This is a genomic window from Pedobacter gandavensis (assembly GCF_032677645.1).
Lineage (GTDB): Bacteria > Bacteroidota > Bacteroidia > Sphingobacteriales > Sphingobacteriaceae > Pedobacter > Pedobacter gandavensis_A.
Genome location: NZ_JAVTSB010000004.1, coordinates 306,637 through 323,194 on the forward strand (window position 1 = coordinate 306,637; position 16,558 = coordinate 323,194).

Sequence of the window (16,558 nt, forward strand, 5' to 3'; positions counted from 1 at the left end):
CCTGAACAACAGGGAGGACACCTAAATGTACTGAAATAATCTGCTATTGACCTTTGGCTAAGTTCTTTTTTCTTCTGTTTACCAATAAGTAACAGATGTACAACAGCAAGATCCAGGCAGGAATCAGCTCCACAGAAAGTTTCATTCCGGTGATCCACATGATCACTAAAATACCCAGTAAAAAGACCAGACAGATATAATTAGATAAGGGATAGATAAAAGAAGGAAACTTAGTTTTCACCTGTTCAGCATCTTTGGCTTTTCGGAATTTCAAATGCGTGATACTGATCATCAACCAATTGATAATCAAAGAAGATACCACCAGCGACATCAGTATTTCTAAGGCTTTTTCGGGAATCAGTTTATTGATGATGATACAGACCGCAGCGAAAAGACTGGAGACCAGAATCGCTTTAATCGGCACATGGCTTCTGTTAAGTTTCGATAAGAATTTAGGTGCATTTCCTTGTTCGGCAAGGCCGAAAAGCATGCGGCTATTGCTATACACACAACTATTGTAGACAGAAAGCGCAGCAGTTAACACGATTACATTCAGTACATTGGCAATGATACTGGTGAAATATATCGTTTTCCCAAAAGCATTGATTTCAAAACCTTTCAAGCTTTGAAATACCATTACAAAGGGGCTACTATCGGTAGTAATATTTTTCCATGGCGATAAAGAGAACAAAATGACCAATGCACCGACATAGAAAATCAAAATCCGGTAGATCACCTGGTTGGTTGCTTTAGGAATGGTTTTCTCTGGATTTTCCGCTTCCGCAGCCGTAATCCCGATCAGTTCCAGTCCACCAAAAGAGAACATGATTAACGCAATTGCGGCAAATAAGCCCTGAAAGCCTCCTTTTCCATCCGCACTGAACCATCCTTTGGCAAAGAAACCGCCATCATTCCATAAGTTTTGGACACTAGCTTGCTCACCTCCTGTCCCACTAACCAATAAATAGGCACCGAAAACGATCATCGCAATAATGGCCACTACCTTGATGATGGAAAACCAAAACTCTACTTCTCCGTAAACTTTCACAGAAGTAAGGTTTAAAGCATTGATCACAATGAAAAAGAAAAGACTGGAAGTCCACAACGGGATTTCCGGCCACCAGAAATGCACATAAATCCCAATGGCTGTCAGTTCCGACATACTCACCAGAATGTACAATGCCCAGTAATTCCAACCGGAGGCAAAGCCTGCGAAAGAACCCCAATACTTAAAAGCAAAGTGGCTGAAACTTCCGGAAACAGGTTCTTCTACCACCATTTCGCCAAGTTGGCGCATGATAAAGAAGGCGATAATCCCTGCCAGGGCATAACCTAAAATTACGGAAGGGCCTGCTAAAACCGCAGCAGAACCGATACCTAGAAATAAACCGGTTCCTATTGCACCGCCAAGGGCGATGAGTTGGATATGTCTGTTTTGTAACCCCCTTTGAAGCTTTTGCTCCTCAGGTTTTTCTTCTACTTGCTTCAATCTTTGTGGTATTGCGCTAATGATAAATGAATATAAGTTGCACAAAAGTGTGAACTTATATTCATTTGAACGATTAAAAGCCTAAAAAATTTACCGTTAAGCGGTAAAAAGCTTTTAATCAGCTAGTATTGCCGGAATGGCAATACCGGAATTTTTATTTTTTTGTAAACTTCATTGCTGGTACATCACCCATCATTAAGGTTAGTGTGTTACCTTCTACCGTATAAGCATCTACTTTTTTAAGCATTTCAAGGAATCTCATTTCACCTTCGCCTTCGCAATGTTTCATCGTCATTGGAGAAGCTGATAAATCAACCTTAAATGCGCTACCTTTTACGTCTAATTTAGCACCAAAACCATTACAGCTGGTATTTCCGTTTAGTTCATTAGCCGCTGCATTGATGTTAATGCTCGGTTTTGTTTCAGGGTATAAACCATTGAAGGCGATTCTTACACCTGTAATGTAATTTAACTCCCAGTTGCCGCTTAATTTAGCTGCTGCAGCACTTTCAGATGTGTTTTGTTGACCTTTGTTCATCATTTTACAAGATGTTAAAGCAGATAATGAGATCAAGATAGCGAAGATTGCCTTTTTCATAATTTTTGTTTTTTTAAGTAAAGAACCTAATTTCCATTAAGTACCAACGCTTTATATTGCCGGGTTAAGGATTTCCAGATCGGCCAATAAAACGTGTTTATACTTTACTTACAAAAATAAGCAAAGATCCGGCCATTTAAGGGTTCAAATCGCAGATTTTGTAGTGCGCTGCCCCTTCATGTTAAAAAAAGGCGGTTACTTACTCAGGTTATTTTGCAGGTAATCATCTAATTCCGCAGCCTTCAAGTCCTGTCCAACAATTTCTCCTTTTTGGTTCAGCAGGTAGCTTTTCGGGAAAGCCATAATGGATAATTTTGTACTCTCCACACCGTCTTTATCCCAGAAATGTGGCCAGGAGATTTCATACTTCTTAATCGCCGCTAACCATTTGGCCTTATCTTTTTCTTTATCCACAGAAATGCCTATGATTTCAAATCCTTTATCCTGGTATTTTTTACGTACCTCAATTAAACCCGGAAAAGTTCCGATACAAGGGATACAGCCACTGTACCAGAAATCAATCAAAGTATATTGGTTTTTTGAAATATGTGCAACACCAAGATTTATCCCTTTATTATTCTTCACATTCATAATTGGGAACTGCTTACCAGTTCCTAAGACTTTTGCTGATTGTATTTTTTCGGCTAGAACTTTCCCCGCATAAGTACTTCTTAGGTGATCAGAAAATTTAGGGTAGATCGATTCAAAAATATCCTGGTAACCAAAGCCCATCAAATGTATTAAAGTCCAGAATGAGATATAGGAACCTGGATTTTGTGTCATATAGGCTAATAAAAGCTGATCACTTTTATGATATTGATCACGCAACTCTTTTTCCATCTCTAATTTAATCGCGGCTGGTAAACCGTTCTTATGAATGGCATATAGTTTATCATATTTCTCGTCAAATAAAGCAGACTCCTGGATGAACCCTTTACGGAAGTTATCAATGTTCGCCTGCTCTTTCATGACCTGATTATCGATTTCAGGCATTGACCTGTTGGAGTCTATATTAACATTCATCCGCTGATTGCCGGGTTCCAAAACAAATCTTGCTGATTGATACCTACCATAAAGAAGTAAAAAGGATTCTGGATTAGGTAAATCTCCTTTAATCCGAAACTCGCCATGGATCACTTTGGCTGTTTGCTCCCTTTTTTGACCGGGATAATAATCAGAATGGCTGCTAAACATTAAAGTTACGGTACCTGTATCCACATTAATTTTCCCATTCAATTCAAATGGAATCATTTTAGGCTGTTGAGCCGAAGTATTTAAACAGAACGATAGTAAAAAACAAGCAGTCCATAATAATTTACGCATATGATAAACATACTGTATTATTTTTATCAGGAGTTAAATTTTAACATAAAATAACAACAAAAAAAGCAAAACCCGAATAATCTATAATCGGGTTTTGCCGTAAAAAATATTTATTCAGAAAAGTTAAACTATTTATTCAGAAAACTAAGGCAAATCAAAGCCAAACTTTTTATAAATGGAACTGGCTTCTGCGCTTACCAGAAAATCCATGAAATCTTTTGCAGCTTTCGGATGTGGTGCATTTTTCAACTGACCAGCTAAATATTGGGAGCGAATATTTTCAGTTTCCGGAACTTCAATCATTTCTACCGGGTGGCCTAACATCTTTTGATAATAAGCTTCCGTATACCATACCGGAGCAGCATCACTTTGGTTATATAAAATACGCATCGGCGATTGTCTGTGGTGAATCTGGGTCAGGTAAGTGCTTTTATCTTTCACTTTAGTTTTCATCACCGTCTCTTTTAATTGCTCCCCTCCTGCTTTCACATAAGCTTCTTCAATTCTTTTTCCAATCCCTTCAAAGTCAGGATTAGGCATGGCTACTCTTAAATCCTTGCGACCAAGGTCTTTTAAGCCCTTCACTTTTTTAGGATTGTCTTTCTGCACCATAATCGCCAGTCGGTTTTTAGCATAGACCTGCGTTTTGCTAAACCATTCCGGAGTTTGCTCTATTCTGCTTTTTCCTGCGGTATACACATCTGGTTTCAAGGTGATCCTCATGTTGCCAATTACAATGCTACCTTCTGCAATTTGTTTAGCCAAAATACCCGGAGGCAGGGTTTCTGCAAATACCCGCTGATATTGGGGATGTTTTTTCTTAAATGCTGCGATGAGTTCATCAATCACCATAAACTGATTACCGGCGAAAAACACCACCAGCTGAGGATCATTAATATCTCCAAAAAGATCAGGAACATTGTCAATTCCGGGCACAGTAAACTGCACTTTGCTTTCAGGTGGGGTATTCCAGGGTGGATCAAAACGATGTTCCTGCGCATAGACTGCGGAACTTAAAGGAATCAGGGCAATTGCCGCACAAAATAGTTGTCTTACGATTTTCATATGATTATAGATAATGAAGGTGATGTTGGTACGAATTCAATCATTCGGGGGTTCCTGGTTGCGGGTACTTATTTTGGTTCAGTTTTTAATTCGCTCCCGCTTTCCAGTTCTTTCAGCGCCAGTACAATGGGCTGAAATGGGCCATATTTATGCTGTTGTTCTGAAAATGAATCCAGGTAAGGACCATACGGCGCATCAATTGGTTTTTTGGTCCGGTCCGGATAATCCATTTTTTGTTCTTTATGTGGTCTTGGCTGGGAGTTTACAAATGCGGCTACATCCCAGGACTCTTCATCCGTCAGTTGCGCATCCGGATAGCTTACGCCAAAGGGCATATTATTTTTCACAAAACCTGCGAAATTGTTTAAGCGATACATGCCTGCACCATCATTATAGCTGTGCGCTCCCCATAGTGGCGGATAAACATAGGCCAGCTGATCTTCAGTTTTAATACCCTGACCATGTTCTCCATGGCAAGACTGACATTTATTCTGGTACACCAGCAATCCTTTTTGCGGATCCGCAGCTCTGTCCATATATTTCAATTTCTCCGTCCCTGAACCAAAAGCTTTCTTTCCTTTCTCCTGTTCTGAGCCTACCCATTTCATATAAGCCAGCATCGCCTTAACTTCTTTTCCATTGATATCAGGAACTTTTCCATTTAAGCTACGCTGAAAGCAATCGGCAATACGCTCTGTGGCTTCCGCCATCTTACCGGACCGCGCGCTGGTTTTAGGGTAACTCGCGAAAAATATAGAATAGTTGTTTCCAAAAGTTTTCGTTCCGGCCTCTAAATGACAATTCTGACAGTTCATGCCATTACTGATTCGGGCCACAGTACCATTGGGTCCAAAATATTTGCCGGTATTCTTTACGAGTTCACGCCCGTAACGAATCATATGACCATATTCATCCTCAGGAATCGTACTTTCTTCCGGTGATTTCCAGGCATCTGTAGGAATAGGATTTTCTTTGGCAACAGACTTCGCATCGGCTCCTTCCGCAACAGACTGATTGTCTGTTTTTAACGAACCAGGGCTATCCTTCCAGTAAAAGACACTCATCCCGATCAAAGTGGCTAAAATAAACAACATGGAAACTAATACGATGGATTTCGCGGTATAGATAAGGGTTTCCCGGGTTTGGTCTGATTCAGGTTCTTCGCTCACAATATTTGGTTTGGTGCTCAAAAATGACATTAATTATGAAGATCACAAACATAATTTAAGTTATAAGTCATAACCAAAAGTAATACCCAAGCTACTCCTTCCAAATCAAAATATGGATTAAGGTTTAATTATCTTAATTTTGCGGCCAAAGAACGGATTATGGAATCAAGCGAATTAAGAATAGGGAATTACACATTAGACCATGGTTCCCCGGAACAAATACCTTATGGATCTGATATTGATTCGGCAGGATTAATGGAGCCTATTAAAATAACGGCAGAATGGCTTAATAAATTTGGTTTCGAGAAATTCGATTTTGAATATGAAGAAGGTATTGAAATCACCTATGTGCTGGAAAAGAAAAACGGGCATCAGTTTGTATTAAGTGATGATTTTCAACCTATGGATGGAGAAATTGCCATGTTAGACTATAAATTATTATACGTACACCAGTTACAAAATTTGTATTTCTGTTTAACCGCAGAAGAATTGGTTGTAATCTAAAACCCATGAAATCATTCCCATATATATTTAGGACCGTCCTTTTTGCGGTAATCACCAGCTGTTTTCTGTCTTGTACTTCTGTAACGCCGTATCAACAATGGCTGGAGCATGCTAAAACCGACATCAGGTTATTGCCTAAATATAGTGGCCTGGCGAAATCGCAGCAATATATTGATATAGACCAGCGGTTTATCAAAGAAGTTACCCAACAATTTGGCACTAAAGAACGTGCCTCCTATGTTCATTCTCGTTGGGGAATGGAATACGCGCAAAAGGGAGACCTGAAAACGGCTATGTACCGTTTAAATCAAGCCTGGTTACTTGACCCTGGAAATCCGGAAAGCTATCATGGTTTCGGTTATGTAATGGCCGTACTGGGAGCCTTTAAAGAGGCTAAATCTCAATATGAGGAAGGTCTTAAACTTGCCCCGACAAACAGGCAGATGAAAATCGAACTCGTCGATATCCAGAAAAGGCTTTAAGCTACAGCGAAATCCCGCGCCCCTAACCACAATTTCCTGCACGATTGTTTGTACGATTTATCTTCGCGTATAAGCAGGTCCCGTTTTATTATGGTAGCTTTAGAAAATATCACAGAAAAGCTATTTCTTTCCTTACCCACCCTTTTCTTATTCTCATTTTATTTTCAACCAATACCCTTTTACCAAGGACATGAAAAAAGACAATTCCGATGAATTGATTATTGCCAATAGAGAGATCTCTCTTCAAAATGAAGAAAAAGAAAATACTGCGGCAGAGCTGATCATTGCCATAAAAGAGCTTGCTTTTCAAAATGAAGAAAAGGAACACCGTGCAGCAGAGTTGGCGATAGCCAATAAGGAACTTGCTTTTCAAAACGAAGAGAAAGAAAACCGTGCAGCAGAATTAGCCATTGCGAACAAGGAACTTGCTTTTCAAAATGAAGAGAAAGAAAACCGTGCAGCAGAGCTGATTATTGCCAATAAAGAACTTGCTTTTCAAAATAAAGAGAAGGAAAAGAGAGCTGAAGAGCTGATCATTGCCAATAAAGAGCTTGCTTTTCAAAATGAAGAGAAGGAAAAGAGAGCGGAAGAGTTAAGCATTGCCAATAGAGAGCTTAAAAATGCCGAAGACGACATTCGTAAACTGAATGATGAATTGGAGCAAAAAGTAATTGAACGTACCGCACAACTCGAGTCAGTTAACAAAGAATTAGAGTCTTTCTCTTATTCTGTTTCCCACGATTTACGTGCTCCAATCCGGGCCATCAATGGCTACACCAAAATTATTGTAGAGGATTACGGCGATTTGTTAGATGCTGACGGGATAAAAATCCTGCAATCCATCATCAACAATTCAAAGAAAATGGGCGAATTGATTGATGACCTACTGGCCTTTTCCAAGCTGGGAAGAAAGCAGGTCACCGTTTCAGAAATCAATATGAATGACCTGGTTGACGCCGTAAAATCTGAATTGGTTTTTGATGAGAATGAACATCTCCCGGAATTTATCATAGGAGAACTTCCAAGGGCTCAGGGAGACAAATCATTGATCAAGCAGGTCTGGATCAACCTGATTTCCAACGGTATAAAATACTCACGTTACAAAGAAAAAACAAGGATTGAGATCGGCGCATACCGTGAAGATCAACACATTGTATATTACGTTAAGGACGGCGGTGCCGGATTTGACATGGCCTATTACGACAAACTTTTCGGAGTTTTTCAACGACTACACTCACAGGAAGAATTTGAAGGCACCGGAATCGGCCTGGCTATTGTCCACCGGATTGTCCAGCGCCATCAGGGGAGAGTATGGGCAGAATCAACATTAGACGAGGGGTCTTGCTTCTATTTTAGCCTACTCAGCGTAAACCATTAACATTAAGAAAAATGAGCTACCATAACATTGAGATTTTATTTGTAGAAGATAGTGCCGATGATGCTGCACTCACCATCCGTGCGCTAAAAAAGGGTGGCGTAACCAATAAGCTGCTTCATGTAATCAACGGTGCTGTAGCACTGGATTTCCTATATTGCAGAGGGGACTTTGCTTCCAGAAGTGATAAGGAATACCCAAAACTGATCTTGTTAGATTTAAAAATGCCGAAGATTTCAGGCGTCCAGGTATTGGAAAAGATTAAGTCTGATCCGAACCTTAAATCTATTCCAGTGGTCATGTTAACTTCATCCAATGAAGGTCCGGATATAGAAAAATGCTTCATGCTGGGTGCAAACAGTTATATTGTAAAACCTGTAGATAGTGATAATTTTTTCAAAGCAGTAAAAGAGATCGGTTTATACTGGATGGCATTGAGTCAATCCGCACATTAAACATTTGCAATCCATAATGGCAACAAATCTTAGAATACTCATTGTTGAGGACAATGAAAGTGATGCTGATCTTCTTAAAAGGGAATTAAAGAAATCTGAATTGAGTTTTACAGCAGAAGTTGTACAAACCGCAAAAGATTTTAAAACAGCCCTGAATGATTTCATTCCGGATCTGATCTTATCAGATTATTCTCTTCCGTCTTTTGATGCGGAGAGTGCTTTCCTGATCAAACAAGAGTTTAACCCTGATATCCCTTTTATCATTGTATCCGGTATCATCGGAGAAGAAAATGCCGTTAAGCTGATTAAGGCTGGCGTTACGGATTATGTGTCTAAAAACAAACTCTTTACCTTATCAACGAAAATAGACAGGGCCTTAAATGATACCCTGATCCGTCAGGAGAAAAAGCTGGCCGATGAAAAGTTAAAGACCATCAACGAGGAACTTTCAGTCCTGAATCAGGAACTGGAAAACCGTGTAATTAACCGTACCAGAGCATTGGCCGAAAGTGAAAGTCGATTCCGTAGTATGATGGAAACCATCCCACAGCTAGCCTGGACCAATACAATTAGCGGTGAGATCGATTTTCACAACCAGCGATGGTATGAATATACGGGATTAGATATTGCAAAAACCAGCCTGTTCGGACCTAAAACGGTGATCCATCTGGAAGACCATGAGGAAGGTATCGCTCAGTTTCAGTCTATCCTGAACAACAAGGAAGGTGGTGAATTTCAGGTACGCATCAAAAGGGTGGATGAGCTTTACCGCTGGCACCTGATTCGTTTGATGCCCGTTAAAAATCAACAGGGCAACCTGGAGCTTTGGGTAGGCACGGCAACGGATATCCAGGAACTCCGCCTGCTGCAACAGCAGAAAGATGATTTTATCATCATCGCCAGTCATGAATTGAAAACCCCGATCACCAGCTTAAAAGCATCTTTACAACTTTTAGACCGGATAAAAGACAATCCTCCTGCTACCGGAATGTTGGCTAAATTGGTCATCCAAGCCAATAAAAGCTTAGGAAAGGTGAACGCCCTGATTGAAGATTTATTGAATTCCAGCAGAGCAAACCAGGGACAACTGCACATCAGTCCGGAGAATTTTGTCTTGTCTGGTATCATTAAAGATTGTTACCCTGAGCTAGCCGCCGATGGTAAATATTCCATTGAAACGGAAGGCGACCTGGAGATCGCCGTTTATGCGGATGCCATCCGGATAGAACAGATTGTAGTCAACTTCCTCAACAATGCGATAAAATATGCTGCCCAATCTAAGGAGATTCGTATCCGGATTGAACAGGCAGATGGCATGGCAAAAGTCTCGGTTATTGACCGCGGCCCCGGCATCCCTCCGGAGAAATTACGTTACATTTTCGACCGCTATTATCGTGCAGATAATTCCGGAAGCCAGTACACCGGCTTAGGTCTTGGCCTTTATATTTGTGCGGAAATCATCAAACAACACCAGGGACAAATCGGCGTAGAAAGCGTATTAGAAGAAGGCAGTAGTTTCTGGTTTACCTTACCATTAGCCAATTAAACGGACAGATTAGATATCTAGATATATTTACACCTCTACTAAACCTGCCCGTCCTGAAAATATTATCTACCTCAAAATCAACACACAAAGCCTAAAAACACCAATCCTGAGATTAAAAACAGCTTAAAGATATCTCCACATCAATATATCTTAGTATCATTGCGTACTCGTATAAAGGATATATTGACATGAAGATTATAGCTGTTATAAATCATAAAGGTGGTACAGGAAAAACAACTTCTACCTTAAATATTGGCGCCGGTTTAGCTCGTGCGAACAAGAAAACATTACTAATTGATATTGACCCACAATCTAACTTAACAGAAGGCTTAGGATTCAGAGATGTTAAGGTGTCGATTTATGACAGTATCAAAAATGACTCTCCCCTTCCCATTGAAAACATTTCTGAGTATTTAGACATTGTCCCTTCTTCGCTGGACTTATTAGGTGCGGAGATTGAGCTGGTTTCCAGACTAGGCAGAGAAACTATTTTGAAAAGACTGTTGAAAGCAGTGGAAGGAAAATATGATTACATCCTGATTGATTGTGCCCCTGCTTTAGGTATGCTTACCGTAAATGCATTGGTTGCCGCAGACACGGTATTGATCCCATTGGAAGCAGAATATTTTGCCTACAGAGGTATCGACCGCCTGGTTTCTATCATTTCCGATGTGCGTACACATTACAATGAAAACCTAACCATTGGCGGCGTGTTTATCACCAAAATCAACCCGAGAAGGGTGATTACCGAGCAGATCACAGAAAGTATCAAAAAATATTTCAATGACAAGTTATTTGACACTTCCATCAGGGTAAACGTGGCCTTGATCGAAGCGCAATTAAAAGGTGTTGATGTATTTGAATATGCGCCATTATCAAATGGTGCCGTAGATTACGAAAACCTTACACAAGAAATTTTAGTTAAATTATAAGATTATGGCAAAGAAAAATCTGGGTGGTATAGAGGATAACAATAAAAACTTAGGCGGTGTATCCGCATTGTTCAATTCTCCTTCAAAAGAAACTACGGCCACAAAAGGAGAAAAATCCGCTCCGCTATCGGAAGATGAAACGGTTACTTACCCATTGAGACTTAAGAAGAGTGCTTTAAAAGCGCTTAAAATTCTTGGTGCACAACAAGGCGTAACCGTTAAAGATCTGATCATGAAAGTGATTGAAAAAGAATACGATTTATAAGTACTAAAATAGCTCATTATGTCAAGATATCTTAACATAATGAGCTATTTTAGTACTATTTACATAGACAACCGGTTTAACTCGCTGCTATTTCCATTAGATTTAACCGCAGCTTTCTTCGTTTTCATCTGTTTATCAAAGCTATAACGAAAAGTTAACCTGATTCTACGGGTATCATTTTTGGTTAGCCCTTCCGAGATTAAAGGCGCAACAGTAGTGGAGGCAATCACGTAATTGTTGTAGAAAATATCGGAAGCATCCAGTTTAATAGAACCACGATCTTTAAATACAGATTTGCTGATCCCCAGACTCACATTCGACAAAGCACTCACATTATAGATGCTGTAAATCGATGCCGATCTGTAATAAGCAGCCATTTCAGCAGCAAGTCCCTTCCCCAATTTGAAACTGTTCATGCTACTCAGCGTGAAATTCGTTTTACTTCTTTTTTGTATGCCATCCGGATCAAATGTAGCTGGCAACTTAACCGTTTGATGGTATACCGCTGCGCGGTTATTCATGCTCCACCAATTCGTAACCTTTACAGGAAAGGTAAATGTGGCGCTTAATAACTGACGGGCAAGGAAGTTCCCTTTCGTTTCTATAAACCTCAATTCTTTTTGCTCATAAATAATGAAATCCGAAATCGCATCTGTACTGCGGGTATAAGCTAAATTCAGACTGTATCTTTTGTACAACTGGTTCCAGGAGAAAGTATGGGTATACTCTGGTCTTAAAAAGGCATTTCCGCGTATGGCAGTATAATTGTCTACAAACAATTCGTAAGGGATCAGGCTTTCATAAGCTGGTCTGTTGATGTTTTTCGCATACGACAGGGAACTGGTATAATCCTTATTGAATTTGTAATCTAAACGAACATTAGGAAACAAATTAAAATAACTGGAATCTATCCCATTGATTACGTTGTAAGTACTGTTTTCTGCACGTAATCCCAATTGGAAAGAAAAATCACCCAGCTGCTGGTTAAAGTTAACGTAACCTGCTAATATGCTTTCCCGGTATCCCAGTTTTTTTAAGACATCGCCTTTAGGAGTCCAAACCCCATTTTCAAAAACCTCGGCGTTTTGCTGACTATTATTATCGGTAAAAGTATATTTTAAACCACTTTCCAATTTGGAGGCCTTACTAAAGTTACCGGTGTAATCTGCCGTTCCCGTATAAATATGATAGGTTGCAGGTACGTAATTCCTAAACACATAACTTGATTCTTTACCGTTTGGATCGGTTAAATCCTGATGAAACACTTGTTGTTGTTTACTGCTAAACAGCGCATAATTGGCGGTTAACATCAAATTTGAGCCCAGTGTATCCAGTGTTCTTTTATAAAACAAGTTGTAATTGGACAGATCGATCTGAACAAAGGCATCATTAAGCGTTTTACTTTGACTGATCGCGTTACGCTCATTGATTGTTGCATTGATATTTCCAAGACTGCTAAGGTTTGCAGAAATCAGACTAACATCAGCCCCCAGCACTTCATTTTTACTTAACTGATAGTTTAAATTACTACTTAAGTTCTTATCTATCGCTTTTCCGCCAGACAGGTCAACCGTTTGGTTGAAGTCGCCAATTTTCTCCATGCCCTGGAATAATTCGCGCTTCGTATAACCGCGCTCAATTTGTCCACGCCTGTTATATCCTCCGGAAACACTCCAGTCCAGCTTTGCATTACTCCATCTTAAATCTGTATTAATCCCTCCCGAACTACGGTAGCCCTGAGCAACATTCCCTGATACGCTGGCCATCCAACCTGCTTCGGCACTCTTTTTCGTATGGATTTCGATCACTCCCCCCGAAGCATTTGCATCATATTTAGCGGAAGGATTATAGATAAACTCAATATAATCAATCTGCGTTCCCGGAATCGAGGCCAGTACGGTTTCCAGATTGGCACCCGGCAATTTTTTCCCGTTCAGCAGGATCAAGACATTGGATTTCCCGTTCATTGAGAGCTTGTTATTGATCAGCTCTACAGAAGGTGCAAGCGCTAAAATCCCGTAGAGGTTATTTCCGGCTGCCAGTACACTACCGGCAACATTCATCACCGTTCTATCTGTTTTTTGCTGGATCAATGGCTTGGTTCCTTTGATGGTCACACCTGCCAGCTGCTGTTGATCGTCCTTTAACACGATCATGATTTCTTTTTTATCTTCCGGCTGGATCTCCTGTAGGAAAGTCTGATAACCAATACTGGAAATACTCAGTACGAATTTTCCGGAGGGTACATTAGCAATAGCAAATCGCCCGTTTATATCTGTTAATACTGTTCTTTTAGCCGTACTATCGGCAATTTGAGATTTTAAGATTACGGTCGCAAATGGCACCGTGGTTTTACTTTGGTCGCTCACCTTACCCGAAACGCAGTGTTGAGCCATGCTGCTCAATGCAAACAGACTTAAAACTCCAATAATGGTTAACTGATAAAATCTAAAGAATAAAGCTGGCTGGCAGATTGAGAAGGTTTTCATAATTTAAGTTGCTTTCGTTTTTAATGATACCCAAAACAACAACATATCCGCCACGCAATTAAATAAGATTGACCAAGACGATAAAATGAGTATTAAACCTCCAAAATCGACTAACAAAGGCTAAAATTCTGTACTAATTTACTTTTGTCAGTCAAAACCATGAGTTTATGCGAAAAATCATAGCTTTCGTCATTAAATTCTTATTATTACAGGCCAGACCTGCACATTCGATTCATGGAAGATCTTAAAATCAACAACCCCGCTAAAAAACCGATTTCTGCACGCCTGTATCTACATGGAATTTTTATCAGTTTTATCATGTGTTCCTGGCCAATTTATTTCCTGGTTTATTCCAGAAAAATGAATTTCGAATGGGCAGAGGCCTATAGTGCGCTAACCTTCTTCTTTTACTCATTTTTGGCGCTCTGCATTTATTTCATGGTATTTGTGGTTCTGCGCAACCGCCCTGCTCTAAAAAAGAGCAGCAGAATCCTGATCAAAGTTGGAGGTACTTTAGCCCTGGCATTCCTTTATATCTGCATTCGCTGGGCAATAGAACAGCATCTGGCCTATTGGGCACTGGGCATCAGAACTTACCCCCGTGAAATTACTTTTAGCTATTTCTTTTACGACAACCTTTTTAATGCTTTTTTACTGGTCTTCTGTGGCCTTTTTGTGAAATTCATGGACGATTGGTACATCACAGACCGAATCAGAACTGACCTGGAGAAACAAAACCTACGGCTGGAGCTGGATTTTCTGAAATCTCAGGTAAACCCTCATTTTTTGTTCAATACACTCAATAATATTCAATCTTATATCGTCCAGGATGAAAAGATGAAATCGATTGAACTCATCGGAAGGTTGTCGGAATTTATGCGTTTTGCACTCTATGAATGTACCGAGGAGTACATTGATTTAGATAAAGAGATCAATATGCTGACTGATTATGTAGAATTGGAACGCGTGCGCTGCGATGACCGGGTTATGATTATTTTTGAAACTTCAGGGAATTTTGGCCATCATAAAGTCCCCCCGCTCCTGTTGATGCCTTTTGTAGAAAACGCATTTAAGCACGGCGCCGATGATCAACTCAGCAATTCCTGGATAAAAATCAACATTAGTGTACAGGAGGATTTGTTAAAGCTACAGGTGGATAATAACTTCTCCGCTTCCTCCATTCCGGCAGAGAAAACGGGAGGAATTGGCCTTCAAAATGTAAGAAAAAGACTGAACCATTATTTCCCTGACAAACATGATTTACAGATTTCCAACAAAGGAAATACCTTCCATGTGAATCTAAACCTACAATTAAATTAAGCTTCCAATTTTCCATTAACCCGAATCAAAAAGATATGAAACTGATCAACTGTATTATTGTTGATGATGAGCCACAGGCTCGTAAAATGATGGAAGCCTTTGTCTCACAAATCAGGGGATGGACGATTTTGAGGGTATGCAGCAATGCGATTGAAGCATTTGAAGCTTTACAGACCTTTAACGTAGACGTTATATTTCTTGACATCAAAATGCCCATCATAACAGGTATAGATTTCCTGAAATCACTAAAAAATCCACCTTTAGTGATCTTTACCACAGCGTATAACAAGTATGCGATGGATGGTTATGAGCTCAATGTGGTCGATTATCTGCTGAAACCGATCTCCATGCACCGACTATTGCAAGCCGCAGAAAAAGTGGCCGAAAGGATGGAAAGTAAGCAGGTGCAAAGTCCGGTAGAACAACGCCCAGAACTGAGTTATATGTTTGTGAAGCACGAGAATAAACTGATAAAAATTAACTTCTCAGACATCCGCTATATTGAGGGAATGCAGAATTTCGTCCATATCCACCTCCCTGAAAAGTCTTACCTGATTACACAAACGATGAAATCTTTAGAGGACTTACTCCCTGCTTCCTCATTTACAAGGGTACAGAAGTCATATATTGTCTCTATGGAGGCCATTACAGCTGTTTTCGGAAATACCATAGAAATTGGAACCATTCAAATTCCGATTGGCAGCAATTATAAAGCTGAATTTATGTCCCGTATTGATAAATAAACCAGGGATTGTATTTTCTTGCTTACAAAGCTATTTTTGGGTTCTAATTTGTGTTGCCCTGGTACACACAAATGTAAACCTTTATGAAAAAATTAATCTTAACCGCGCTGGTAGGCTATGCCCTGGCCGTTCCTGCCCTGGCGCAGGACAGTAAAAACTTCTTGTACCTCTTTTCTGATTCCATCATTTATGCTCAAAAGGTTCAGTTGCGCCCGGATTTCTCCGGTTACTGGCAGTTTAGAGCAGATTCCCGGCGTGTTCCTATAAGTCAGGTCAAGTTCTTTAACAATGAGGATGGCTTCTTTGCCAATACTCGGAGGTTCTCACTTGCCGGAGAAAGTCAATTTTCGGAAAGAATTGTTGCTGGAAAAATCAACCTTTTCCAGGAAAGACCTTATGATCCGGAGGCCTTCCACAGGCCTTACCATTATGGTATGGAAAGAGACCGTTTACAGATCGCCGCCCTATCCATGTATTATAATAAAGGTTTTGGGGACCTCAAAAGAGTACGCTACCGAAACTTAATGAAGGATATGGCTGATCACCCACAGAGCATGCAATTCCTGAAAGATTACCGGAAAAGCTCACAACTTAGTAAAATCATATCCGTTACCGCTGGTGCAGCGATCATTGCAGGTGTCGCTACCTTACTAACTGGCGGTTATTCAGAGTCCAGTTTCACCAATAGCTCCATTTTAATGGGCGGTGGTATAGTCCTTGCTACAGGTGGATATCTAATCCATTTATCCGGAAAGAAAAACATTGAAAAAGCAATAACCAATTACAACAAATAAACGATTACC

Annotated in this window: 16 protein-coding genes; 10 read left to right on the plus strand and 6 right to left on the minus strand. The window is 40.1% G+C overall.

Translation table 11 applies throughout. From position 1 onward, the window contains the following. Positions 1-43 precede the first annotated feature (43 nt). From R2Q66_RS09040 to R2Q66_RS09060, 5 genes are all read right to left on the minus strand, one after another. Positions 44-1,489, minus strand: a complete 1,446-nt coding sequence (locus R2Q66_RS09040; RefSeq protein ID WP_316748054.1) for an amino acid permease — start codon at positions 1,487-1,489, stop codon at positions 44-46. A 154-nt stretch (positions 1,490-1,643) separates the two neighbouring features. After that, on the minus strand, positions 1,644-2,030 hold the full coding sequence (locus R2Q66_RS09045) for an META domain-containing protein (RefSeq protein WP_316748056.1): 387 nt from the start codon (positions 2,028-2,030) through the stop codon (positions 1,644-1,646). 252 nt (positions 2,031-2,282) lie between these two features. Next, positions 2,283-3,410, minus strand: a complete 1,128-nt coding sequence (locus R2Q66_RS09050) for a TlpA disulfide reductase family protein (protein ID WP_316748059.1) — start codon at positions 3,408-3,410, stop codon at positions 2,283-2,285. Positions 3,411-3,554: 144 nt separating this feature from the next. Further along, positions 3,555-4,475 (minus strand): substrate-binding domain-containing protein, encoded by a 921-nt coding sequence (locus R2Q66_RS09055; RefSeq protein ID WP_316748061.1) that lies wholly within the window; start codon positions 4,473-4,475, stop codon positions 3,555-3,557. 68 nt (positions 4,476-4,543) lie between these two features. Next, on the minus strand, positions 4,544-5,644 hold the full coding sequence (locus tag R2Q66_RS09060) for a c-type cytochrome (RefSeq protein WP_316748063.1): 1,101 nt from the start codon (positions 5,642-5,644) through the stop codon (positions 4,544-4,546). A gap of 159 nt (positions 5,645-5,803) precedes the next feature. Between R2Q66_RS09060 and R2Q66_RS09065 the strand changes: the two genes are divergently transcribed. The 7 genes from R2Q66_RS09065 to R2Q66_RS09095 all read left to right on the plus strand — a co-directional run bounded on the left by R2Q66_RS09065 (position 5,804) and on the right by R2Q66_RS09095 (position 11,203). Further along, entirely contained in the window at positions 5,804-6,148 is a 345-nt protein-coding gene (locus R2Q66_RS09065; protein ID WP_316748065.1) for a hypothetical protein, read from the plus strand. A gap of 5 nt (positions 6,149-6,153) precedes the next feature. Continuing rightward, positions 6,154-6,630, plus strand: a complete 477-nt coding sequence (locus tag R2Q66_RS09070) for a hypothetical protein (RefSeq protein WP_316748067.1) — start codon at positions 6,154-6,156, stop codon at positions 6,628-6,630. A gap of 190 nt (positions 6,631-6,820) precedes the next feature. Next, the gene (locus R2Q66_RS09075; protein ID WP_316748069.1) at positions 6,821-8,008 is read left to right on the plus strand and encodes a sensor histidine kinase; all 1,188 of its coding nucleotides are present in this window, start codon (positions 6,821-6,823) and stop codon (positions 8,006-8,008) included. 11 nt (positions 8,009-8,019) lie between these two features. After that, positions 8,020-8,460, plus strand: coding sequence for a response regulator (locus tag R2Q66_RS09080; RefSeq protein ID WP_316748070.1), 441 nt, complete (start codon positions 8,020-8,022; stop codon positions 8,458-8,460). 16 nt (positions 8,461-8,476) lie between these two features. Next, on the plus strand, positions 8,477-10,006 hold the full coding sequence (locus R2Q66_RS09085) for an ATP-binding protein (protein WP_316748073.1): 1,530 nt from the start codon (positions 8,477-8,479) through the stop codon (positions 10,004-10,006). 188 nt (positions 10,007-10,194) lie between these two features. Beyond that, a complete protein-coding gene (locus R2Q66_RS09090; protein WP_316748075.1) occupies positions 10,195-10,938 on the plus strand; it encodes a ParA family protein in 744 nt (247 codons plus the stop codon). 4 nt (positions 10,939-10,942) lie between these two features. After that, on the plus strand, positions 10,943-11,203 hold the full coding sequence (locus R2Q66_RS09095) for a hypothetical protein (protein WP_265842061.1): 261 nt from the start codon (positions 10,943-10,945) through the stop codon (positions 11,201-11,203). A 59-nt stretch (positions 11,204-11,262) separates the two neighbouring features. Here R2Q66_RS09095 and R2Q66_RS09100 read toward each other — a convergent pair whose 3' ends face one another. Further along, the gene (locus R2Q66_RS09100; protein ID WP_316748078.1) at positions 11,263-13,692 is read right to left on the minus strand and encodes an outer membrane beta-barrel protein; all 2,430 of its coding nucleotides are present in this window, start codon (positions 13,690-13,692) and stop codon (positions 11,263-11,265) included. Positions 13,693-13,926: 234 nt separating this feature from the next. Between R2Q66_RS09100 and R2Q66_RS09105 the strand changes: the two genes are divergently transcribed. The 3 genes from R2Q66_RS09105 (at position 13,927) to R2Q66_RS09115 (ending at position 16,549) form a co-directional block, all read left to right on the plus strand. Continuing rightward, positions 13,927-15,012 (plus strand): sensor histidine kinase, encoded by a 1,086-nt coding sequence (locus R2Q66_RS09105; RefSeq protein WP_316748080.1) that lies wholly within the window; start codon positions 13,927-13,929, stop codon positions 15,010-15,012. A 35-nt stretch (positions 15,013-15,047) separates the two neighbouring features. After that, positions 15,048-15,755 carry a response regulator transcription factor gene (locus R2Q66_RS09110; RefSeq protein ID WP_316748082.1) on the plus strand — a complete coding sequence of 236 codons (708 nt, stop codon included), beginning with the start codon at positions 15,048-15,050 and terminating at the stop codon, positions 15,753-15,755. Between the two features lie 83 nt (positions 15,756-15,838). Further along, the gene (locus R2Q66_RS09115) at positions 15,839-16,549 is read left to right on the plus strand and encodes a hypothetical protein (RefSeq protein WP_316748083.1); all 711 of its coding nucleotides are present in this window, start codon (positions 15,839-15,841) and stop codon (positions 16,547-16,549) included. Positions 16,550-16,558 lie beyond the last annotated feature (9 nt).